Below are 22,587 nucleotides of genomic sequence, written 5' to 3'. Positions count from 1 at the left end.
GCGCACGGACGGTCTAGAAGAAGCCGTCGTCCTCGTAGTAGTTGTTGACGACCACCTGCGGGTCGTCGTCGAAGGCCTCGTTCAGCAGCGCGCCGCCGACCAGGCCGGCCGCACCGGCGCCGATCAGCGCGCCGGTGCCGAAGCGCCGTCCGCCCTGGCCCTGCTGGCCGGGCGCCTGCGGCTGGCCCTGCTGGACCTGCTGCACCGGCTGCACCGGCTGCGGGTAGCCGGCCTGCACCGGGGTGTAGAACGGCGGGACGTTGGTCTGCACCCGCTGGGCGCAGGCCGCACAGGCCTCGATCGGGCGCGGCACGCCCCACTGCGGCGACCAGTACACCGCCGTGGTGCCGGCGCCGTGCGAGGGGTCGAAGAAACACGTCACGGGCAGGCTCCCTGCTCCTGGCTGGGTCGTCGGGACGGCGGGCACGGCGGCGGGCGGCACCGCGGGCACCGGGGCCGCGACGGGCGGCGGCGGGGCGACCGGCGGGGCGACAGGCGGCGGGGCGACGGGCGGCGCGGGCGGCGGGGCGACGGGCGGCTTCACCGCGGCCTGAGCCGCGACGGACGCAGCGGCGGAAGGCTGGGCGGCGACGGGCGCCGGCTGGAGGACGTCCACCCCGAAGTCGGTGGCGATGCCCGCGAGCCCCGCGGCGTACCCCTGCCCGACCGCCCGGAACTTCCAGTCCGCGCCGTGCCGGTACAGCTCGCCGAACACCATCGCCGTCTCGCCCGCGGCCTCCGGCGCGATGTCGTACCGGGCCACCTCGGTGCCGCCGTCCGGGTCGAGGACCCGGATGTGGGCGCCCCGGACCTGCCCGAAGGACTGCCGGCGCTGCGCCGCGTCGTAGATCGCCACCGCGAAGACGACCTTCTCCACGCCGGCGGGGACCTCCGCGAGCCGGACCTCGACCTGCTCGCGGTCGACGCCGCCGCCGGCCGCGCCCAGGTGCCGGACCGAACCGTCCGGGCTCCGCAGGTTGTTGAAGAAGACGAAGTGCTGGTCCGAGGCGACCTTCCCGTCCGCACCGCAGAGCAGCGCGCTGGCGTCCAGGTCGTAGCCGTCCCCGGCCGTCCAGCCGAGGCCCACCCGGACCACCCGCAGCCCGGGGGCCTGCCTGCCCAGGGAGACGTTGCCACCCTTCGTCAGGGCCACGCTCATGGAACTTCCTCCACCACCGTACGAGTACCGCTGTTTCGACCACGACAACGCTGTAGAGCCCGCCTCGGTTCCCGGACGAACCGTCGGCTTTTCCGCCCCCACCGGAGCACCGCGCCCGGGGGGCGAGGCGGGGCCCCGGCGCTCTGGCGTGCCGTCAGGTCCGGACCTATCGTCAGCGCACATGACATGTCTACGCCGCGCCGCCGGACTCGCCGCCGCGCTCACCGGAACACTCGTCGCCCTGCTCGCCCCGGCCGCCGCCCAGGCCGCCCCGGCCGGCTGCCGCACCTCCACCGCGGTGCCGCCGGACGCGGAGCAGGCCCGCCTCCAGGACGCCCGCACCGCGGCCTTCACCGAGCGCTCCGGCCTGGGCGAGCCGCTCGGGGGCTTCCCCGCCGCCCTGTGCGCCGCCCGCACCGCCCGGCAGGCCGAACGGGTGGTGACCGACTGGGGCCGCGCCCTCTGGCAGGCGGGCGTGGACCGCGCCCAGGGCCGCCGGCCGGGCGGCGGGCTGCCCGCCCGGGACGACCGCCCGCTGTACTGGACCAGGCTCGCCATGACCGTCCAGCTCGCCCGCTGGCAGCCCCGGTTCGACGTGGACCACGCCGCGCTGCGGGCCCGGTTCGAGGACGCCTCGCGCGGTCTGGACGACGGCTTCGAGTCCGCCCCCGGGGTCCGGCGGATCTTCGTCAGCGGTTTCGACCCGTTCGGCCTGGACGCCGAGCCGCGCCGCGCCAACCCCTCCGGCTCGGCCGTGCTCGCCCTGCACGGGCAGCGGATCACCCTGGCCGACGGCAGCGCCGCCGAGGTCCGGGCGGTCGTGCTGCCGGTGCGCTACGGGGACTTCGACGGCGGCATCGTGGAACGGGCCTTCGCCCCGCACCTGCGGCCCGGACGGCAGTCCGCCGACCTGATCACCAGCATCAGCCAGGGCTACCCGGGCAAGTTCACCCTGGAGGAGTGGGCCGGGCGCGCCCGCTCCGCCGACCCGGCCACCGACAACGTGGCCGCGCTCTCCGGTGGCACCGCCCAGCACCCGGTGGACGCCCCGGGGCTGGCCCCCGGGCCGCAGTTCGTCCGCACCACCCTGCCGACCGACGCCATGCGGGCCGTCCAGCAGCCCTTCCCGGTGCTGCTCGACACCTTCGTCACCGAGATCCCGGCGGGCGCCACCGCCCCGGTCTTCCGACCGGACGGTCCCACCCCCGGCTCCCGGGCGGTCTCCGGCGGGGGCGGCGGCTACCTCTCCAACGAAGTCGCCTACCGCTCCAACCGGCTGCGCATGCTCCTCGCCCCGGACCTGCCCGGCGGCCACCTGCACACCCCGGTCCTCACCGGCCTGCCGGCCGACCCGGCCCTGCTCACCGGGCCGGAGTTCGAGCAGAACGAGGCCGCGATCGCCGACGAGGTGCGGGCGGTCCTGAGCACCGCCCGGCTCCGACCCGGCCGGCCCTGAGCCGCACGGCCCTGCCGCCCCGGCGCCGGGGGCGCCCGCTACGCCCGTCCGGCGTAGCGGGTGCCCACCGCGCGGGCCCGCGACTCGGCGATCTGGGCGTACGCGGCGTCGCGGCCCGCCCAGTGCGAGCCGCTGACCGACTTGCCGCGCTCCAGGTCCTTGTACACCTGGAAGAAGTGGGTGATCTCCAGCAGGTCGAACTCGCGCAGGTCGCCGACGTCCTGGAGGTCCGCGTAGCGCGGGTCGTGGGCCGGGACGCAGAGCACCTTGTGGTCCGGGCCGCGTTCGTCGCGCATCACCCACACGCCCACCGCCCGGCAGGTGAGCACGCAGCCGGGGACGGCCGGCTCGCCGCCGATCACCAGGGCGTCCAGCGGCTCGCCGTCACCCCCGAGGGTGCCCTCCACGTAGCCGTAGTCGGCGGGGTAGGCGGTCGCCGTGAAGAGGGTGCGGTCCAGCCGGATCCGGCCCGCCACGAAGTCCATCACGTACTTGTTGCGCGACCCCTGAGGGGTCTCGATCATGACCTCGAACTCCACCGCGGCCTCCTCCTCGACTCCTGCGGGAATTGTCCGCCGTCCGGGCGGCCACCGAAAGCACCCCCGCCGTTCGACCGGTTCCCCTACCATCCGTCCCATGGGGAGCCGGCGGGTCACTGTCCTGGACCACCACCACCGCGAGGGCGGCCGACCGCAGGGGCTCCCGGAGGGGCCGCTGGCCGCTCGGGACGGCGTGGAGCTGCACGCCCGGGGCGGTGCTCTCGCCTGCGTCGGCGCCACCGGCCGGCGCCGCTGGCAGCGGCCCTGCCCGGGCCGCCCGAACGCGGCGCACCTCTCCGCCGACCGGGTGCTGGTCACCACCGACTCCGCCGAGTGCACCGTCCGGGGCGGCCGCCTCGCCCCGGCCCTGCTGCTGGACCTCGCCGACGGCCGCACCGTCGCCGAGCTGCGCGGCGAGCGGGGCGCGGCGCTCGACGACGGCCTCTTCGCACTCGGCCGGAAGGGTGACGGCGCCTTCGGGACCGTCACCCTCGACCGCGACGGCACCCCGGTCGACGCCTGGCACAGCTACGGCCACTACGTGGTCGGCGCGGGCCTGCGGGTGGTCGAGACGGACCGCCGCGAGCCCACCGGGAACCGGGTGGTCCGGCTGCTGCCCGGCGGCCGGATCGAGCGCGGCCCGCTGCTCGCCGACCCGCAGGCCCCGCCACCGCTGGTGCTGGCGGACGGCACCCTGCTGGTGCTGGACGCGGGGGTGCTGCGTGCCGTCGGGCCGGACCTGGACGACGCCGTCCTGGCCGAGCTGCTCCCGCTCGCCCCCGAGCGACGGGCGCGCTTCACCGGTTCGCTGCACCGGGCCGGCGACCGCCTGGCCGTCACGCTGGTCGAGCGCCACCCGGTCCGGATGGGCCGCTACACCACCCACGCCTGGACGCTCGACCTGCACGCGCCCTGACGTCCAGGTCTCGATTGTGCGGCGGAACTGACGGCCCGGCAGTCCTTCGTCCACGATTCCCCTACCGTGACGCGTGCAACAACCGTCACCATGCAAGAGGGGGCACGCCCATGTCCCGGAGCCGGAAGCTCCACCGCCTCAGCAACCCCGACGTCGACGAGCGCCGCGCCCAGCGCGCGCTCTTCCGTCATCTGCGCGACGACACCAACGCCGACCGCGGCCGGATGGCCAGGCGCGTGCGCGAACTCCAGCTCCTGCTGGCGATGGACCCGGTCGAGTTCGAGGGCCTCATCGCCCGGCTCATGGAGGCGATGGGCATGAAGGTCGAGCTCACCGCCCGCTCGCGGGACGGCGGGGTGGACGTCCGCGGCATCGACCCCGACCCGTTCCGCGGCGGCAACGTCATCGTGCAGGTGAAGCGGTACCGGGACACGGTGGCGCCCTCCGCGGTGCGGGACCTGTACGGGACGCTGCGGCACGACGGACAGGCGACCAAGGCCGTCCTGGTCACCACCAGCCGGTTCGGCCCCAGCTCGCACCAGTTCGTCGCGGGCAAGCCGATCAGCCTGATCAACGGCGCCGAGCTGGTCGGGCTGCTCAAGCACCACGGCTTCCAGGAGGTGTTCGCGACCGCCCAGGACGAGGACCCGGCCGGGGCCGCCGCCCTGGACGGCCTGCCCGCGATCGAGGTGGCCGCCGAGCCCTCGCGGCTGCTGCTGCACTGGACGGGCGAGGAGGAGTACGACATCGCCGCGCTGGTCTGCACGGGCAACGTGGCGCTCTCCGACGACCACCTGGTCTTCTACAACAACGCCTCGACACCTGACGGTTCGGTGCGGCTGGTGACCGGCTACGGCGACGCGAACGCCTGCCTGATGGTCGACTTCGAGGCGCTGCCCGCCGAGGTGGACCGGCTGGTCGTCATCGCCGCCGCCGACACCGAGAACCACCCCGGGGCCACCATGGGCGGGTTCGCCGGGCCGGCCCTGATCCTGGAGGCCGGCTCCGGGCAGGACGCGGCCGTGGTGCACCTGGCGGACGGCGCGGAGACCAACACCGCGATGCGGCTCGGCCGGTTCGACCGCGAGCCCTCCGGGGACTGGGAGTTCACCCCGGCACTGGCCGGGTACCCGGGCGGGCTGCGGCAGGCCGTGACCGCGTACGGGCTGGAGGTCGCGGACGCGTGACGGGCCGGGGCACCCGGCCGCCTCCGGGTGCCCCCCGCCCGCCGGTTCCAGCGCACGACGGGCAGGTCCAGGGCCGAGCCCCGGCCGCCGCCCCGGCCGATCCGGTACTCCGCCCGGCGGTCGGCCGGGAGCAGTCGGAAGGAGTCGGGGTCGGCGACGGCGAGCCGGATCCGGTCGCCGGGCCGGAAGACCATCGAGAAGGGTTGGAGGTCGACGGTGACCTGCTCGGTGCCCCCTGCGGGAAGTCCTCGGCGTCCTCGGCCGTGTAGCTGCGCGGCGCGCGCAGCCGGCGCCGGTCCGGGGTGCCCGAGCGATCGGCCAACGTCCTTTCGCGTGGGGTGGATTGACGGGCCGTCGGGTCTGTGACCCGGCCGTCGGGGGTGACGTCCTCCAGGTAGGCGTGCAGGGCGCCGCGGGCCGAACCGGCCAGTCCGGTGACGTCCAGGGCGGCCTTGCCGTTGCCGGTGACCAGGGTCTCGGCGGTCAGCGGGGCGGTGGTGTGGCTGAGCAGTCGGGCGTGGACGGCGGCGCGGTCGGGGCAACTGACCTCGTCACCGCCGAGGTTGGTGGTCGAGCGGTCCAGCGGGCCGGTGCCCGCGGTCGGGTCCAGGCACAGCGGGTCGGAGCCGCTGCGGCGGTCGTCCGGCCGGGCGACGAGGGTGCGTACCCTCCGTGCCCAGGTGGAGCCGCTGGGTGCGATTGCCGGGCACCGGCCAGCGGGTTGGCGGCGCGCCGGACGCCCTCGCCGAAGCGTGGTACCGCACCTGTCGGCGGCCGTCGGGGGCGGGCGTCGCCCCGGGCGTGGCGGTCGAAGGAGTCCGGCACGCGCCGGTCGTTCTCGTCGCGCGCCGGCGCGGTGAGCGGGCGGGCCGGCCGGAACGGGTCGGCGAACCGGTCGGTGCCGTGGTTCCACGGGCCGATCCAGTCGTCCTGGGTGTCGGACAGGCCGGTGAACGGGGGAAGCACCCCGTTGCCGGTGCCGGCGTCGAGCCAGCCGGCGCGGGTCAGGACGGGCACCCGGCCGGCCTCGACGGCCTGCGTCCGCTCGCCGACGCTGCCGGCCATCCGGTTCTGGGGGCCGCCCCGGGCACCGGCGCTCGCCAACTCGACCAGGTCGGCGTTGTGCGCGTGCCCGGCACGCCCGGCGGCGAGCAGGGCCCGGCCGTCGGGGCCGTCGACCGGCCGGGGCTGGAGGCCGGTGAGGCCGCTCTCCGCGCAGAGCTCGCGGGTCCGCCCGTCGGTCTCGCAGGTGGTGCCGCCGGCCTGGTCGAGGACGCGCAGCAGCAGTGCGTAGCGCGCGATCTGCGGCTCGATGAGCAGGCCGCCGGGGCGCACCAGGTCCTCGTACGGGTCGAAGTCGTAGGAGATCGCGGCGGCGGCGGTGATGTGGTGGTTGCCGAGCGAGGTGGCGAGCATCGCGGTGTCGCCGCCGTAGGAGATGCCGGTGGCGCCGACCCGTCCGTTGGACCAGGGCTGGGCGGCGATCCGGTCGCTGAGCGGGCCGCTGTCGACGGTCACGTCGGTGCCGAGCCCGGAGGCGAGGGTGCCGAAGGAGGCACCGGTGCGGCGCAGTTCGGCGGGCCCGAAGGCGTAGCGTCGGGCCGCCGGTCCGCACCCGGGCCCGCCGGCGGCGCCGGGTGGTCCGGACGGTGAGCAGCCGGGGGCCGGCCCGGGTACCCCGGCGCAGGTGGACGTCGACAGCGAGGCGGACCCCGTCCGGCATGGTCACGTAGCGCGAGCGCAGGGTCAGTTCGGCGGGGCCTGCGGCGGCCGCCTCATCGGAGGGTCGCCTTCCAGGGGCCTTCCTCGGGGCGTGCCTCGCGGTCCGTCCCGGGCCAGGGCGGCATGGTGACGGCCGTGATCCGCAGCGGCCCGTCGGAGTCCTCGTCCGCCCGGAACTGGAACGCGGTGCCCAGCGGGATCGACGCGGCCGTGCCGGGCGCGAGCCGGACGGTCTCCTGGTGCCCGCCCTGGCGGCGCCACAGCTCGCCGCGGCCGGAGCTCACCTGCCACAGTTCCTGCACGGTGGCGTGCGACACCGCGTGGGTCACCTGCCCCGGTGCGAGGGCGAACACCGCGAGGCTGCCGGCTCCCTCCAGCACCAGCAGCGGGTGCACCTCGGCCCCGTCCGGGGCGGTCACCACGGGGGCGTGCGCCACGTCCGTGGTGCGGAAGGGCTGCTGCGCTGCCTGATGGTCCATGCGACACCTGGCCTCTCCCGTCCGAGCGAGTAGCGTGGGCCCGTCCCCCACCTCCGATGGGACCACCGGGCCGGGCCGTGCGCCAGGGCGGGCTGGCTACCCTGAGACGGCCCCGACCCGGCTGTCCCCGGACTCCTGCTCCGCCCCGCCGGCCAGGCCGTGGCCGAAGTCCCGCACGGCCTCGCTGACGATCGCCTCCAGTCGGGCGTGGTGGGCGCCGCGCCAGTACGCCTGGCCGCAGTCCCCGCACTGGGCGAAGGCGTCGTAGGAGCGCTCGGTGCCGTCCCGCAGCTGCTCGCGCACGGAGGTCTTGGTGGCCGGGTGCAGCGTGCCGTTGCAGGCGGTGCAGCGGCTCCAGGGGGCGAGCGGCGGCGCGAAGCGGGACAGCACGTCGCGCAGCTGCTCGGCGGGGCGGTGGCTGTAGACGTAGGCGCCGGCCCACAGTTCCCGGCGGCGCAGCAGGCCGCGGTCGCGGGAGAGCATGATCCGCTGTTCGGCGGCCGAGCGGGCGGCCAGGGCGGCGTCCCCGATGTCCGGGTTCTCGTACGCGGCGTCCACGCCGAGCAGGCGCAGCCGGCGGGCGAGGGTGCCGAGGTGGACGTCCAGCAGGAAGCGCACCGGGCCGGGCGAGGGCTGCGGCCTCGTCACGGCCCGGACGGCGATCTCCTCGCCGTCGGCGGGGACGTGGCTGTCGGGCACTTCCCGGCCGTCCACCAGCAGGACGCCGACCTCGGTGAGCGGGATGCCGAGGGACTCGACGACGTGGCCGAGGGTGGAGCTGCCGTCGGTGCGCAGCGCGGTACGGCCGGCCCGCCGGGGCGCGGAGACGAAGAGGTGCAGCTCGGGGGCGACGTCGAGTCGGATCTGGGGTCGTTCCACGCGGCCAGCATGCCAGCGGGCGGCGGGCCGGGGCCACCGGGTTTCCGGGCGGCTCCGCCGCGCCGGCCCTGCTGGTGCCGGAGCCCGGGCCCTGGTGGCGTGCGGGGCCGGGCCCTGGTGGCGCCCGCGGTCAGGCCCCCGCCGCCACCGGCTGCGGGCGGGGCACGTCGCGGCCGCGGTCCCGCTCCGCCCAGCGGACGACCGGCCCCATGGCGCACCCGGCGGCCAGGAACACCGCGCCCAGCACCAGCCAGCCGACCGGGCCCCCGTCCAGCAGCAGCGTGGTGAGCAGCAGCGGCCCGAGGGCGCGGGCGACGGCGACGCCGGTGCCGAAGAAGCCCTGGTACTGGCCGATCCGCCCGGGCGGGGCGAGGTCGAAGGCGATCTGCCAGCTCCCGGCCGACTGCCGCATCTCCCCCGCGACCTGGAGGACGGAGGCCGCGACCAGCAGGGCGCCGACCGCCCAGACCGGCACGTCCAGCGCGGACAGCGCGAAGACGGCGCAGGAGCCGAGCAGCAGCAGCCCGGCCGCGCGGACCGCCCGGGCGGCCGGCCCCGGCCCGGTGATGCCGCGCGCCGCCCGGACCTGGAAGGCCAGCACCGCGAGGGTGTTGAGCACGAACAGCGCCGAGCCGAGCCAGCCGATCCCGGGGGCGCGCGCGGCGATCCAGAGCGGGATGATCAGGCTGAGCAGTGGCATCCGCAGCAGCAGCACGGCGTTGACGGCGGTGACGGCGGCGTACCGGCGGTCGCGCAGGACGGCCAGCCGCGGCCCGGCATCCGCCGCGCCCCGCGCCGGCGGGGCCTCGGGCAGCCGCCGCAGGACCAGCGCGCCCAGCAGGAAGCCGAGCGCGGTGACGGCGAAGGCGGCCAGGTAGGCGGCGCGGGTGCCGATCGCGAGTGCGATGCCGCCGAGCGCCGCGCCGACGGCCAGCCCGCCGTTGAGCATCGACTGGACGTGGGCGAGCAGCGCGGTCCGCCGGGCGGGCGGCACCAGGGTGGCGACCAGCGCCTGCCGGGCGGCGGTGAGGCCGGACTGCGCGGTGGCGTAGAGGCAGACCGCGAGCAGGAACAGCGGGTAGGAGCGGATCACCAGGAAGGCGGCGACCACGGCCGCGGTGCCGAGGGCGAGCGCGACCGAGGTACGGCGGGGGCCGCGCCGGTCGGCGAGGGAGCCGAGCGGAACGCCGGCGAGCGAGCCGAGCGCCCAGGCGAGGGTGAGGCCGGTCCCGAGGGCGGTCGGCGACATCCCGACCACCCGGGTGAAGTAGAGGGCGGAGCAGGTGTAGTAGGCGCCGTCGCCCACGGCGGCGGCCAACTGGGCGGCCACGAGGGTCCGCTGGGGCCCGGCGGGCGGCAGTGCGCCCCAGCGGGCGGTTCGGTCGGTCGGCATGCCCCATCCTTCGCTCGTCCGCGGGTGCGGCCGGCCGGGAGGCTTCCGGCCGGCCGCACCCGCACTCCCCCGGGCCGTAAACGACCTCACGGGTCGTCACCCCCGTCCGCGGCCCCCGGACGGGTGGCGCGCGGCGTCGCTCCGCACCACCGCCGGTGCTGCTGCACCCCCCTACCCTAGGGAGGAAGCGGACCAGTGGAACGGTCCAGTGATCACGGAGTTTCCTGGGCCACTTCCGGCTGCCGCCGCACCGCCGACCGACCTCTGAACTCGCGTGCGAGGGGCCTGAGTTGGCGCTTCCACACTGCTCCGGCCGCCCGTTCCCCGGCCTCGCCCGCGCCGCCGAAGCGCCGTCCGTACCCGCTCCGCCTCCGCCCCGGCCGACCGTTGCAAAACCGCGACCGGTCCGACCGAGGGCCAACTTTGACCGTGTTGACCCGTCAGTAGGCCCCTTTTATGCTCAACGGCGTTCGCGATCCGGCACCGGGCCGAGGCCGCCCCGCCCGCCCGTTCCGTCGCCGTCTCCGGCTCGAAGGGTGTCCTCCCATCAGCAGCTCCATCGCTCCCGCGGACTCCACCGGTCGTCCGGGCGGCGCCCACCCGGACGCCGGGGACACCGCTGACGCCCCGGCCGCACGGAGCGCCCCGACCGTGCAGGCCGCGCCGGGCACCGGGGCCGCCGGGGCCGCGGGCGGCACCACCCGCCGCCGGCGCTTCCTCACCTACCTGCTGGCCGCGCCCACCCTCACCGTCGGCGCCCGCCTCGCCGCCGACACCGCCGCACCCGCCGCCGCGCAGGCCGCCCCGCCCCCCGTTCCGGCCCCCGCCGCAGCCGCCGTACCGGTCCGCGAGACCGCCCTCCCCCAGCAGCTGATCGGCCTGCCCGGCATCCCGGACATCGTCGACCTCGGCGACGCGATGATCATCGCCGGGCTGCCGACCGCGCACCTGCTGGTCCTCGAAGTCACCCCCGCCGGACGCGCCGCGCTGCACCTGCCCCGGCTGGAGGTCGGCCAGGGCCTCACCACCGCGATCGCCATGATCGTCGCCGAGGAGCTCGACGCCCGCCTCGCCGACGTCGACGTCCCGCTCTCCGACGCCCGCCCCGAGCTGCTGTTCAACCAGCTGACCGGCGGCTCCAACTCGATCCGCTCGCTGTACGACCCGGTGCGCGCCGCGGCCGCCGCCGCCCGTGCCCGGCTGGTGACCGTCGCAGCCAAGCGCTGGAACGTTCCCGCAGACACCCTGCGCACCGCCGACTCCGCCGTCCTCGCCCCCGACGGCCGCCGGCTCGGCTACGGCGACCTCGCCGCCGAGGCCGCCACCGTCGCCGCTCCCGCCGTCCCGGCCGTCCCCCGGAGCGACAGCCGGCCGCGCCTGGTGGGCCGGCCCACCGGCCGGATCGACGCCCGCGACATCGTCACCGGCCGCGCCAGGTACGCCGGGGACCTCCAGGTCCCGGGCGCCGTGCCCACCGTGGTCGCCCGCCCGACCACCGTCAACGGCACCCTCGCGTCGCTGGACGCCTCCGCCGCCCGCGCCATGCCCGGGGTCCTCGGGGTGGTCCGGATCCCGAGCGGCGTCGCCGTCCTCGCCGAGACCTTCGACCAGGCGCTCAAGGCCCGCGACGCGCTGCGCACCACCTGGAACCCCGGCCCCGTCGCGGGCCTGTCCGACGCCGACGTGCGGGCCCGGCTGCGCGCCGCCCAACTGCCCTCCATTCCACCACCGCTGCTCTCCCGCCGGCTGGAGGCAGAGTTCGACTTCGCCTTCGTCAACCACGCCCCGATGGAGGTGCTCACCGCCGTCGCCGACGTCCGGCCCAACCGGGCCGAGGTGTGGTTCGCCGCGCAGAGCCCGATCCTCGCCCAGGGCGCCATCGCCGCCGAACTCGGGCTGCCGCAGAACGCCGTCACCGTCCACGTGGTGCGCGGCGGCGGCTCCTTCGGCCGCCGGCTGTTCTTCGACGCCGCCCTGGAGGCCGCCCAGGTCTCCAAGGCCGCCGGCCGGCCGGTCAAGCTGATGTGGACCCGCAACGACGACATGCGCCACGGCCGGATGCGCCCGGCCAGCCACCACGTCATCCGGGCCACCTACGGCCTCGGCCAGGTGTTCAGCTGGGAGCACCACGTGGCCGGCATCCGCACGGACCTCGGGCACGGCCTCGGCGACATGCTCACCGCCGCCGGCTACAACCTCCCGCTGGCCGGACTCACCGCCGCCGAGCTGTTCTTCCTGCTCACCGAGAAGATCCCGTACGACGTCGGGGTGCCCACCCAACTGCTCGCCGAGGTGCCGCTGGAGCTGCACACCGGCAGCTGGCGGTCGGTCTACTCGGGAACCGTCCGGGTCGCCGACGAGATCATGATGGACGAGCTCGCCCGCCGGATGGGCCAGGACGAACTGGCCTTCCGCCGGGACCGGATGCGCGCCGCCACCGGCCGCGCGGTGCTCGACGAGCTCGCCCGGCGGGGCGACTGGGGCCGCCCGATGCCCCCCGGCCACGCCCAGGGCATCGGCTACCACGACGAGCACAGCGCCTGCGTCGCCTACCTGGTCGAGCTGGACGCCACCGACCGCACCGACCCCCGGGTCACCAGGGCGGTCGTCGTCGCCGACGTCGGCCGGGTGATCAACCCCCGGGGCCTGGAGGCCCAGTTGACCGGCGCGCTGGTCGACGGCATCTCGGTGATCCTGCGGGCCGGCAACCACCTGGACAACGGCGCCTTCCGCGAGGGCAGTTACGGAGACTTCCACTACGCCCGGCAGCGGCACACCCCGCCGGTGGTCGAGATCCACCTGATGCCGCCGAGCGGACCGCCCGGCGGCGCGGGCGAGTTGGGCGTCCCGGCCGCCTCCGCCGCCGTCGCCAACGCCTACGCCCGCGCGACCAGCACCGGCCCGCGCTCCTTCCCGATCAACTTCTGACCCCGCCCCGGCCCCTGACCACCAGCTGAGGATCCCGACCCCATGCCCACCCACACCTTCGTCCTCAACGGGAAGCCCGTCACCGTCGAGGCCCCGGACGACATGCCGCTGCTCTGGGTGCTGCGCGACAAGCTCGGCGTCACCGGCCCCAAGTACGGCTGCGGGGTGGGGGTCTGCCGCGCCTGCACCAGCCACCTGGACGGCCAGGAGTTCCAGCCCTGCACCCGGTCCGTCAAGGACTGCGCGGGCCACGCCGTCACCACCATCGAGGGCCTGGCCGACGGCGAGGTGCTGCACCCGGTCCAGGAGGCGTGGCTCGCCTGCGACGTCGCCCAGTGCGGGTTCTGCCAGCCGGGCCAGATCATGACCGCCGTCGCCCTGCTGCGCCGCACCCCGAACCCGACGGACGCCGACATCGACCGGATCCAGAACGTCTGCCGCTGCGGCACCTACCCGCGCATCCGCGAGGCGATCAAGCAGGCCGCCGCCCGGGGGGCCGCCAAGCCCTGACCCGCCACCGGCCCGCACCCACGGCCGACTCGCCTTCTTCGCACCCGCCCCGGCCCGCGGCCTGACGGTGCGGTTCCGGTACCCGGCGCGCGGCCCCGCCGGCCGGCCCCGCGCCCCCCTCCACCGCCCCCGGGTCGCACCCGCGACCGAACAGACCATGCCGCCGGCCCCCGGCACCATCGCCCCGGTCCGCGCCACCGCCCGCAACCGCACCGACGTCCGGGCCTTCGCGGACCGCTTCCTGCGCGAGCGCCGCGCGCCGCCGCCCGACCCGCCCCGTCCCCGCACCACCCGGAGATCGCGATCCGCCGGAGCCGCGGGTAGCGGGCTACGGCGCGAGCGGCGCCGCCGGGTCCCGGCCGAAGAAGGCGGCGAGCCGGTCGTACACCGGGGCGTCCTCGGGCACGGCGACGGCGCGGCCGAAGGCGTGGTGCTCCTCCTCCGCGCCCCGGTACTCCGGCTTGAGCGCCCCCTGGGCCCAGGCCAGCGCGGCGAGCGCGACCTCGTGGTCCAGCCCCTCGGTGGACTGACCGGTGGCATGCGCCAAGTCCCAACCGTGGACGGCGAATTCGGCGATCTGCTGGTCGACCGGGAAGCGGGCCGGAAGGGTGCCGGCGCCGGGGACCTCCAGGGTCCCGCCGAGATCACCGGCCGCGCGCCAGGCCTCGACCAGCTCCTCCGCCCCGGACTCGAAGGCGTGCAGCCAGCCCTCCTCGACCCGCTCGGACGGCCGCGACCAGTCGGGCTGCCCGCCCCGCGCCCGGACGGTGAACCGCCGCAGGTCGTCCAGGAGGTGGCTGACCAGGTCGCCGACGTCCCAGGAACGGCAGGGCGTCGGGTGGCCGGCCAGCTCCACACCGGTGCCGTCGATCAGCCCGGCGGTCTGCGCGAGGGCCCGGGCGAGCAGCCCGATCGGGTCTTCCGCTGCGGTCATGGCACACCTCTCGGGAACGGGCCCCGGTCGGGGCGGGGCCGTGCCGGGAGATCGTAAGCGCGGCGGCCCACCGCCGCACGGCAGGACACCGTGCGCCCCGCCGCCCCGGGCGTGTCCGGGGCGGCGGGGGCGCGCAGGAGCGACCGGGGGCGCCAGACCCGTCAGCGCGGCCGGGGACGCTTGGGCCCGTCAGCGCGGCCGGGCGTGGCAGAGGTGTCAGGCCGCGAAGCCGCCGTCGACCGCCAGCTCGGCGCCGGTGACGTACCGGCCGCCCTCGCCCACCAGGTAGGAGACGGCGGCGGCCACCTCCGCGGCGGTGCCGAACCGGCCGAGCGCGGTGAGCCCGCTCTGGAACTCCGCCGACGGGCCGTCGGCCGGGTTCATGTCGGTGTCGATCGGCCCCGGGTGGACCAGGTTGGCGGTGATCCCGCGCGGCCCGAGCTCCCTGGCCAGCGCCTTGGTCAGGCCGGTCAGCGCGGCCTTGCTGGTCGCGTACAGCGTGGCGCCGGGGAAGGCGACGCGCTGGGCGACGCAGCTGCCGACGGTGACGATCCGCCCGCCCTCGGCCAGGTGCGCGGCGGCCTCCCGGGCGTACAGGAAGGGCCCCCGGACGTTGACCTCCAGCGCCCGGTCGACGTCCTCCAGCGCGAGCTCGCCGATCGGGCCGAGCACACCGACACCGGCGTTGTTGACCAGGACGTCCAACCTCCCGAACCGCTCGACGACGGCCTCGACCACGCCTCGCGCGGCCTCCGGGTCGGCGGCGTCCGCCCGGACGGCCCAGCCCGTCCGCCCCATCGCGGTGATCTTCGCGGCGACCTCCTCGGCCTGCGCCGCCCCGCCCCGGTACGTCAGCACCACGTCGGCACCGTCCTCGGCCAGCCGCAGGGCGACGGCCGCCCCGATGCCCCGGCTGCCACCGGTCACCAGGGCCACCCTGCCGTCGAGAGCGCCGAGGCGGTCGGACACTGCCACATCGATCGTCGTCATATCTCCAGAACTCCTTGTTCCGATCTCGGACATGACTCGATCCTGCTCCGCCGTCCCACGGACTTCCGGCGGGATTCGGACGCTGCGTTCAACGTTCAACCAAGCGCCGCCCCGCCTCCGCACCCCGGCGTGCGACGGCACCCCCGGTCGTGCGGAGCGGCCACCGACCACCAGGCGTACGCCCCACGGCGGGCTGCTCGCCGCGGGCCGGCCCGGCCACCGGGTCGGCTCGGGCGCACCCGGAAGCCGGTGCGGCCTCCCGCCCGCCGCCCGGAAGCACCGGGTGCCGGGTGCCGGGTGCCGGGCGCCGGCACCCGGCACGCGAAGCCGGCCGGCAGAGGGCGCCGGCGATCACACCCGACCGGTCGCCCGGGCGACGGCGCGCGGCAGCGGAGCGAGCCGCCGGCGCCCCGGCCGACCACCCCCGTACGCGGCACCGGGAGCCGCCCGGCGTCGGCCGGCGGACGACGCAGGCGACCGGGCCGCGCCCCGGCCTCCGGCGCGGCGCAGCCCGCACCGACAGCCGATCAGGCCGCTCCGGCGCCCGGCCCGCGCAGCCGGCCGGCACCCCCCTACGCGGCACCAGGAACCGTCGGGACCCGGCACCCGGGCGGCGCCGTCCCCCGCGGTTCGCCGTGCCGTCGGCGACCGCCCGCCCGGCCGGAGGGAGGGGCCACGACCCGAAGTCCGCGCCAACCGGCGGCAGTGGGCTCACCGGCTCCTGCGCCCCCACCCGGAAGTCCACCCGGCAACGGGCGCTCAACGGGCCGCCGAAGGCCCGTCAACGTGCCGGAACCGGCCGAGCGACCACCCCCGTCCAGGGTGGCCGCTCGGCCGGTCGGCAGGCCGTCGGACGGCGTCCCGCCCGGTAGCCCGGTGGTCGGCCGGTCTGACGGCCGAGCGATCAGGCGGTCAGGCGGTCAGATGGTCAGACGGTCAGCGTCTGGCCCGGGAAGATCAGGTCCGGGTCGCTGCCGATGGTGCTGACGTTCTTCCGGTACAGGCTGTCCGTGTCGACGCCGAACTTGGCCGCGATGTCGCTCAGGGTGTCACCGCTGCGGACGGTGTAGCCGCCGGCGGCGGTGTTCTTCGGCGCGACCGGCGCGGACTGCGCCGGCTTCGCCGAGGGCCCCGCCTGGGGCGCCCGCTGAGCGGCCGCGGGCTTGGCGGCGGGCTTGGCGGCCGGCTTCGCCGCCTTCGTGCTCGGCTTGGCGGGCTTGGCCGCCGTGCTGCCCGAGGTGTCGGCGGCGGCCGGAGCACCGCCCCGGCCCAGCCCCGCCTTCTGCGAGCAGACCGGCCAGGCGCCGGGGCCCTGCGAGGCCAGGACCTTCTCCGCGACGGCGATCTGCTGGTCCCTGCTCGCCTTGCTGGCCTGGGCGGCGTACGCGGTGCCGCCGTACGCGGCCCAGGTGGACGGGCTGAACTGCAGCCCTCCGTGGAAGCCGTTGCCGGTGCTGGTGCTCCAGTTCCCGCCGCTCTCGCACTGGGCGACGGCGTCCCAGGTCGAGGACGTCGCGGCGGAGGCCGAGGTGGCCGTGACGAGGCCGGCCACCGGCAGGGCCGCGACGGCGGCTCCCGCGACGACCGCCATCCGCACGCGGTGGCGCTTGACGGTGGCGTTGGTGTCGGTGGCAGCGGCGGTCTCGTGACGGGGATTCATACAGGTCCTCTCGACAAGTCCCGGGTGGGCATGCGGAACCAGGCCCGGGACATGGGCCGGCAGTCTTTCGCTCACCTCACTCGACGGGCGGCCGGACACGTGTCGGACGTGCCGTGCCGCCCCGGTCACCTCCGCACGCCGACGGCCTGTTCGAGCCGGCCTCGTTCGGCGGGCACCGCCCTCGCGCCGCGGGTCAGTCGGCGGGCAGTGCGTCGGGGTGAACCCGGGTGGCGCTCGTTGCGCCGCCAATGAAGCTAGGGGCCATCACCCGGACGCAGCAAGCAATTCTTCGACGTCGCAGGTCAGTTGACTGTTACCGGCGGTACGGATCAGAAAATGATGCCCGATTTGATATCTTTTGACCGATTTTTCAAGATCAAACGGTCAAATTCCGTGCCCTCACTCACACCTGTCCACCCGAGAAAGTCGGTACACCCTCCACGCTGAGGAAGCGTCAGCTGACGCTCCGTCACTACCTCACCCGAAGTTCCGGATTCCGCGCCGCCATCGTGTGACATCCATCACATCCGTTGCCGAACGTCACCACCAGAACGCCCTCAGTGACGGCCGTCGAGCTCGGCGTCCCGCGCCAACAGCGCCGCCTGGACCCGGTTCTCGCAGCCCAGCTTGGCCAGGATCCGGCTCACGTACGTCTTCACCGTCGCCTCGCTCATGTGGATCCGCGCCCCCGCGTCGGCGTTGGACAGACCCTCCCCGAGCAGCGCCAACACCTCCAGCTCGCGCGGGGTGAGCACCTCCAGCCGGCGCCGCGCCGCGACCGCTCGGGCGGCCAGCGAGGCACTGCTCCCGGAGGCCAGTGAGTCGACGATGTGCCGGGTGGCGGCCGGGGAGAGGAAGGCGTTCCCGCCCGCCGCGGCCCGGACGGCCTGGATCAGCTCGTGCGGCGCGGTGTCCTTGAGCAGGAAGCCGGCACCGCCCTCGGTCACGGCGCGCAGGACGTTCTCGCGCTCCCCGAAGGTGGTGAGGATCAGCGCCCGCGCGCCGGGGGCGACCCGCGCCAGCTCGCCGAGCGCCGTCAGCCCGTCCATCACCGGCATCTGGATGTCCAGCAGCACCACGTCCACCCGGTGCGCCCGCGCGAGCTCCAGCGCCTCGCGACCGTCGGCGGCCTCCGCCACCACCTCGATGTCGTCGGCGGAACCGAGGATCATCCTGATTCCGGCCCGGATCAGCGGCTCGTCGTCGGCGACGAGGACTCGGATCACGCTGGTCATTCCCCTCGAACGGTGCTTCGGCTGCGGCACCATCCTCACATCCCGGCGGGACCGCTCCGTACCGCCCGGTCCGACCCCAGGCCCCCCGGCACCCGCCTCGGCCCGACCCCGGGCACCACCCCGGTCAGGCCCCGGCGCGACCCGCCCCGGCCGGAGCACCCCCCGCGCACGGGGGCACTCAGCCCCTGGCCACGTACTCCACCTTCTCCACCAGTGCCCCGTCCTTGAAGCAGAACCTCGCCACGTGCTCCTCGTTCCAGCCCGCGCCGGGCGCACCGTTCAGCACGTACCAGCGGCACTGCGCGCCCGCCGGCACCTCGGGCCCTGTCCCCTTGTACGTGTCGGTAAAGAAGTCGTTGCCGCGCGGCAGCGTCTGCAGCACCTCGGACTCGGCGGTGCCCACCCTGATCTGTTCGTACATCGGCTGCTGCACGGTCGCGTCGTTGGTGCCCTTGACGAACGCGATCACGCCCCAGACCAGCAGCACCAGCACGGTCAGCGCGACGGCGACCACCCCGACGGCGCAGCCCATCGCCGGGCTGCGCCGCCCGCGCGCCGGCTCCCCGCCCGGCCCGGCCGGCGACAGGCCGTCCAGCATCCAGTCCTCGGCCCCGTCCGCCGACGCCGCGTCCTGCTCCGCCCCCTGGTAGGGCAGCAGGGCCGCCAGCCGGAACCCCTGCTCCGGCGTGGGCCCGGCGTGCACCATGCCGCCGACCAACCGGGCGCGCTCCCGCAGGCCGGCCAGCCCCTGACCGCCGCTGACGGCGGCGCCCGCGCCCGCCCGTGCCCCCACGAGCTCCGGCGCGCGGGCGTTGGTCACCTCCACCACCAGCGCGTCCGGCTCGTAGCGCAGCGCGACGGCGATCGGTGCGCCGGGAGCGTGCTTGTGCGCGTTCGTGAGCGACTCCTGCACGATCCGGTACGCGGCGTGGTCGACGGCCGCCGGCAGCGGACGCCGCTCCCCCTCCACCACGAGGTCGACCTGCGCCCCGGCCGCCCGGGAGGAGTCCACCAGTCCCCCGACCCCGTCCACCCCGCCCCGGGCCGGCGGCCCGCCGGCGGCTCCGGCCCCGGGCGCCCCGACGGCGGGCGGCTGCGCCGTCGACTCGTCGTGCAGCACCCCGACCACCTCGCGCAGCTCGCGCATCGCCGCGACCGCCGCCTGCCGCAGCACCCCGACCGCCTCGCGCTGCCGGTCGGTGAGCGTCCGGTCCACCTCCAGCGCGCCCGAGTGCACCGAGATCAGCGCCAGCTGGTGGCCCAGGCTGTCGTGCATGTCCTGGGCGATCCGGTGCCGCTCGCGCAGCCGCGCCTGGTGCACCACCATGACCCGCTCGCGCAGCAGCTGCTCGTTGCGGTCGCGCAGCGCGTCCAGGAGGGCGCGGCGCTGCGCCCGGTAGCGGCCGTAGAGCGCGGGCAGCACGGCGAAGACCAGGAAGAAGCCGAGTGACAGCAGCAGCACCAGCTTCGGCGAGAGCGAGACGGCGTCCTTCAGCACGCCTGTCGCGGTGAACAGCACCCAGCCCCCGACGAAGGCGGCGACCAGCGACCAGACCCGCTGGAGCCGCGCCCCGGCCGTCCAGCCCGCGCACACCAGCAGCGGCATCGGCCCGACGGACCAGCCGGCCAGGGCCGCGGTGGCGAGCAGCACGGGGACCGGCAGGCCCTTGCGCAGCACCCACAGCACCGCGACGGCGATCCCGTAGGGCACTGCCAGGCCGGTGTTGGCGAGCAGCTCCAACAGGGCGGTGAACCCGCCCATCAGCACGGCGAGCAGCGCCTCGCCCACCACCCGCCGGGGCCGCCAGGGCCCTGGCAGTGCCGTCCGTACCGCCCTGTTCCAGGCCCGTGCGATCGCTTCCACCCACCGAGGCTATCGGTCCGGGCGCGGAACCCGCCGTCCTCCTTCGTCGCCGCCCCTCGCCGACGAAAGTCGCCTGGTCGGCGCCCTCGCGGGCCGACCGACGGGCCCGTCCGCCACCGCTCGCCCGAAGACCCGGCCGCCCCGCCCGACCACCCCGACCGACCACCCCGCCCGACCGCCCCGGGCGACCGCGCCCGACCGCCGCTCAGCCGACGGCGGTGAGCAGCAGCGCCACGTCGTCCACCCGCCGGGCGGACCCGACCTCGCGCAGCAGCCGTTCGGCGGCCTGCTCCAGCCCCTCCCCCGCCTCGGCCCGGGCCAGCGCCGCCCGCAGCCGGTCCACGCCCTGGTCGATCGCCACCGCCGGGTCCTCCACCAGCCCGTCGGTGTACAGGGCGAGCACCGCCCCGCTGCCCAGCCGCAGCTCGCTGACCGGGTACTCGGCCCGCTCGACCACCCCGAGCAGCGGCCCGCCCGGGACGTACAGCGCCTCGGCCCGCCCGCCGGGGTGGCGCAGCACCGGCGGGAGGTGCCCGGCCCGGGCGATCCGGGCGAGCCCGGCGGCCGGGGTGAGCCGGACCAGGCAGCAGCTGGCGAGCAGCCCGGGGTCGAGGTCGAGCAGCAGCCGGTTGGTGCGGGCGAGCACCTCGTCGGGCGGGTCGCCGCCGGTGGCGAAGGCCCGTACGGCGCTGCGCAGCTGCCCCATCGCGGCGGCCGCGCCGACGCTGTGGCCCTCGACGTCGCCGATCACCAGGGTGACGTCCCCGCCGGTGACGATCGCGTCGTACCAGTCGCCGCCGATCTCCATGCCCTGGGTGCCGGGCAGGTAGCGGGCGGTGATCCGGATGCCGGGCACCTCGGGCAGCCGGTGCGGCAGCAGCGCCTGCTGGAGGCCGCGGGCCAGCGCGAACTCGGCGTCGTACAGCCGGGCGCGCTCCAGGGCCTGCGCGATGAAGCCGCCGAGCGCGGTGAGCAGGCCCCGTTCCTCCACCGTGAACGGGCGCGGCAGGTCGAAGCCGAGGATGCAGCTGCCGACCGGCCGGCCGGAGGCGATCAGCGGCAGGAAGGCCCAGGCGCCCATCTCGTCCAGGGCCAGGCCGGGGTAGGTGGCGGCGAGTTCGCGCACCGACTCGAAGAAGATCGGGGTGCCGGTCCTGAGCGTCTCCGAGCCGGGCACCCGGGCGTCGATCGGCAGGCCCTCGAAGGAGTCCAGGAAGCCGGCCGGGTAGCCGGTCTCCAGGAGCAGGTGCAGGTGCTGCTCGCGCACCGCGTAGATGGCGAGCTCCTGGCCGCCGAAGGCCGGCAGGATCTCCTCGGCCACCGCCCGGCAGACGTCGCGCACCGTCACGGCCTCGGTGAGCGCGCTCGCCAGCTGGAGCAGGTGGTGGGTGACGCCCACCCCGGCGCGGTCGGCGCGCGGCGGCGGGGCGGCGGGCGGTTCGGCGGTGCCCGGCGGCGCCTCGGCGGCGGTCACCCGGCCGGTGACGCCGTGCGCGTCCGGGTAGAGCGAGAAGGCGAGCCAGCCGTCCGGCGGGCGGGCGGCCAGGAAGGCCGTCGGCTGCCGGGAGAGCAGGGCGGCGCGGTAGCGGTTCTCGTAGAAGGGGTCGGTCAGCCACGGCAGTGCGTCCCAGGGGTGGTGGCCGAGCAGGTCCTCGCGGCCGGCCCCGAGCAGCTGCTCGACCGCACGGTTGGCGTAGCAGATCCGGCCGTCGGGGTCGAGCGAGAACACGCCCTCGGGCAGGCGCTCGACGGCGGCCGCGGCGGCGGTCAGGTCCCGGACGTCCAGCACCGCGCCGACGAGGTGGGTGCGGCCGTCGGAGATCGCCCCGGGCACCCGGGCCCACAGCTCCACGGGGTACGGCAGGCCGTCGGGCCCGAGCACCCGGACGCGGGCGGCCAGCACCTCGCCGCGCTCCAGCGCGACGCGGGCGGCGGTCCGGAACTCCGGCAGGTCCCCGGGGGCGACCCGGCGGTTCAGCGCGGCCACCGTCCCGTCGAACTCCCCCGGCCCGAAGCCGAAGATCTCCCGGAACCGCTCGTCGACGGCGAGCGTGCCGGTGGCCACGTCCCAGTCGAACAGCCCGACCCGGGTGGTCGGCGCCGCCGACGGCGGCGGCTGCACCACGGCCACCTCGCCGCCCGGCTCCACCGACCGCCCGGGCTCCGCCAGGTCGGCCAGGTCCCGCCCCAGCCGGTCGGCCACCTCGGCCAGCCCGCGGGCGGCCGGCTCCGGCACCCCCTCGTCCGAGGCCGCCCACAGCCCGCTCAGCACGCCGAACCGCTCCCCGCGGTGCGCGACCGGCACGCACGCCGAGGCGAAGTCGTACGGCAGGCCGACGGCGAGCTGCGGGAAGCGCCGCATGGTGTCCTCGGTGTCGGTCAGGACGACCACGTGCCCGGTCCGGAAGCAGACCGCGACCGGCAGCGGCCCCGCGGCGGCCACCCGCCGGAACGGGCTCATCACCGCCAGCGGGACGCCCGCGACCGTGCGCAGCACCAGCGAGCGGCGGTCCCGCGAGCGCAGGTACACCAGCGCGCCGTACGCCCCGGTGGTCGCGAGCACCCGGCGCACCGCCCCGGCGAACAGCTCGTCCCGCCGGTGCTCCGCCCGCCGGGCGGTGTCCCGGACGGAGCGCGGGGCCGCCGGGCCCGCCTGCGCGCCGGCACCGGCCTGCGGCGGCCGGTCGGCACCGGGCGCCCCGGGGGCCCCACCGGTCGCGTGCGGTTGGCGCATGC

17 protein-coding genes are annotated in these 22,587 nt (G+C 76.4%); 5 read left to right on the top strand and 12 right to left on the bottom strand.

All coding sequences use genetic code 11. From position 1 onward, the window contains the following. Positions 1–13: 13 nt before the first annotated feature. Complete coding sequence (locus tag ACH5AR_RS22550) at positions 14–1,159, bottom strand: TerD family protein (RefSeq protein WP_396303252.1); 1,146 nt, start codon at positions 1,157–1,159, stop codon at positions 14–16. A gap of 181 nt (positions 1,160–1,340) precedes the next feature. On the opposite strand from ACH5AR_RS22550, the gene ACH5AR_RS22545 reads away from it, so the two are divergent. After that, entirely contained in the window at positions 1,341–2,615 is a 1,275-nt protein-coding gene (locus ACH5AR_RS22545) for a pyroglutamyl peptidase (protein ID WP_396303251.1), read from the top strand. Positions 2,616–2,653: 38 nt separating this feature from the next. Here the strand turns inward: ACH5AR_RS22545 and ACH5AR_RS22540 are convergent, their stop codons facing one another. Further along, on the bottom strand, positions 2,654–3,154 hold the full coding sequence (locus tag ACH5AR_RS22540) for an inorganic diphosphatase (RefSeq protein ID WP_396303250.1): 501 nt from the start codon (positions 3,152–3,154) through the stop codon (positions 2,654–2,656). A 97-nt stretch (positions 3,155–3,251) separates the two neighbouring features. On the opposite strand from ACH5AR_RS22540, the gene ACH5AR_RS22535 reads away from it, so the two are divergent. Further along, complete coding sequence (locus ACH5AR_RS22535) at positions 3,252–4,070, top strand: hypothetical protein (protein ID WP_396303249.1); 819 nt, start codon at positions 3,252–3,254, stop codon at positions 4,068–4,070. Between the two features lie 110 nt (positions 4,071–4,180). After that, positions 4,181–5,257 carry a restriction endonuclease gene (locus tag ACH5AR_RS22530; protein WP_396303248.1) on the top strand — a complete coding sequence of 359 codons (1,077 nt, stop codon included), beginning with the start codon at positions 4,181–4,183 and terminating at the stop codon, positions 5,255–5,257. Positions 5,258–5,740: 483 nt separating this feature from the next. Here ACH5AR_RS22530 and ACH5AR_RS22525 read toward each other — a convergent pair whose 3' ends face one another. The 4 genes from ACH5AR_RS22525 to ACH5AR_RS22510 all read right to left on the bottom strand — a co-directional run bounded on the left by ACH5AR_RS22525 (position 5,741) and on the right by ACH5AR_RS22510 (position 9,730). Further along, positions 5,741–6,958, bottom strand: a complete 1,218-nt coding sequence (locus ACH5AR_RS22525) for a CocE/NonD family hydrolase (protein WP_396303437.1) — start codon at positions 6,956–6,958, stop codon at positions 5,741–5,743. 74 nt (positions 6,959–7,032) lie between these two features. Continuing rightward, complete coding sequence (locus ACH5AR_RS22520; RefSeq protein ID WP_396303247.1) at positions 7,033–7,458, bottom strand: cupin domain-containing protein; 426 nt, start codon at positions 7,456–7,458, stop codon at positions 7,033–7,035. A 96-nt stretch (positions 7,459–7,554) separates the two neighbouring features. After that, positions 7,555–8,337, bottom strand: a complete 783-nt coding sequence (locus ACH5AR_RS22515; protein WP_396303246.1) for a Mut7-C RNAse domain-containing protein — start codon at positions 8,335–8,337, stop codon at positions 7,555–7,557. A gap of 130 nt (positions 8,338–8,467) precedes the next feature. After that, positions 8,468–9,730, bottom strand: coding sequence for an MFS transporter (locus ACH5AR_RS22510; protein WP_396303245.1), 1,263 nt, complete (start codon positions 9,728–9,730; stop codon positions 8,468–8,470). 651 nt (positions 9,731–10,381) lie between these two features. Between ACH5AR_RS22510 and ACH5AR_RS22505 the strand changes: the two genes are divergently transcribed. Together ACH5AR_RS22505 and ACH5AR_RS22500 are read left to right on the top strand one after the other, a co-directional pair. Beyond that, the gene (locus ACH5AR_RS22505; RefSeq protein WP_396303244.1) at positions 10,382–12,658 is read left to right on the top strand and encodes a molybdopterin cofactor-binding domain-containing protein; all 2,277 of its coding nucleotides are present in this window, start codon (positions 10,382–10,384) and stop codon (positions 12,656–12,658) included. Between the two features lie 42 nt (positions 12,659–12,700). Continuing rightward, positions 12,701–13,168: a (2Fe-2S)-binding protein gene (locus tag ACH5AR_RS22500; RefSeq protein ID WP_396303243.1), complete on the top strand. Its 468-nt coding sequence runs from the start codon at positions 12,701–12,703 to the stop codon at positions 13,166–13,168. A gap of 328 nt (positions 13,169–13,496) precedes the next feature. Here ACH5AR_RS22500 and ACH5AR_RS22495 read toward each other — a convergent pair whose 3' ends face one another. The 6 genes from ACH5AR_RS22495 to ACH5AR_RS22470 all read right to left on the bottom strand — a co-directional run bounded on the left by ACH5AR_RS22495 (position 13,497) and on the right by ACH5AR_RS22470 (position 22,585). Further along, complete coding sequence (locus ACH5AR_RS22495) at positions 13,497–14,102, bottom strand: TIGR03086 family metal-binding protein (RefSeq protein ID WP_396303242.1); 606 nt, start codon at positions 14,100–14,102, stop codon at positions 13,497–13,499. A 216-nt stretch (positions 14,103–14,318) separates the two neighbouring features. Next, positions 14,319–15,092: an SDR family NAD(P)-dependent oxidoreductase gene (locus ACH5AR_RS22490; protein ID WP_396303241.1), complete on the bottom strand. Its 774-nt coding sequence runs from the start codon at positions 15,090–15,092 to the stop codon at positions 14,319–14,321. Between the two features lie 928 nt (positions 15,093–16,020). Continuing rightward, positions 16,021–16,752: a transglycosylase family protein gene (locus ACH5AR_RS22485; protein ID WP_396303240.1), complete on the bottom strand. Its 732-nt coding sequence runs from the start codon at positions 16,750–16,752 to the stop codon at positions 16,021–16,023. Positions 16,753–17,309: 557 nt separating this feature from the next. Beyond that, positions 17,310–17,978, bottom strand: coding sequence for a response regulator (locus tag ACH5AR_RS22480; protein ID WP_396303436.1), 669 nt, complete (start codon positions 17,976–17,978; stop codon positions 17,310–17,312). Between the two features lie 187 nt (positions 17,979–18,165). Next, on the bottom strand, positions 18,166–19,851 hold the full coding sequence (locus ACH5AR_RS22475; RefSeq protein ID WP_396303239.1) for a sensor histidine kinase: 1,686 nt from the start codon (positions 19,849–19,851) through the stop codon (positions 18,166–18,168). Positions 19,852–20,056: 205 nt separating this feature from the next. Continuing rightward, positions 20,057–22,585 (bottom strand): SpoIIE family protein phosphatase, encoded by a 2,529-nt coding sequence (locus tag ACH5AR_RS22470; RefSeq protein WP_396303238.1) that lies wholly within the window; start codon positions 22,583–22,585, stop codon positions 20,057–20,059. Positions 22,586–22,587 lie beyond the last annotated feature (2 nt).

The sequence above is a fragment of the Kitasatospora sp. NPDC018619 genome, from assembly GCF_044391605.1.
GTDB lineage: Bacteria > Actinomycetota > Actinomycetes > Streptomycetales > Streptomycetaceae > Kitasatospora.
Note: the sequence above shows the minus strand (reverse complement) of the source record. Positions and strands in the feature narration are given on the sequence as shown.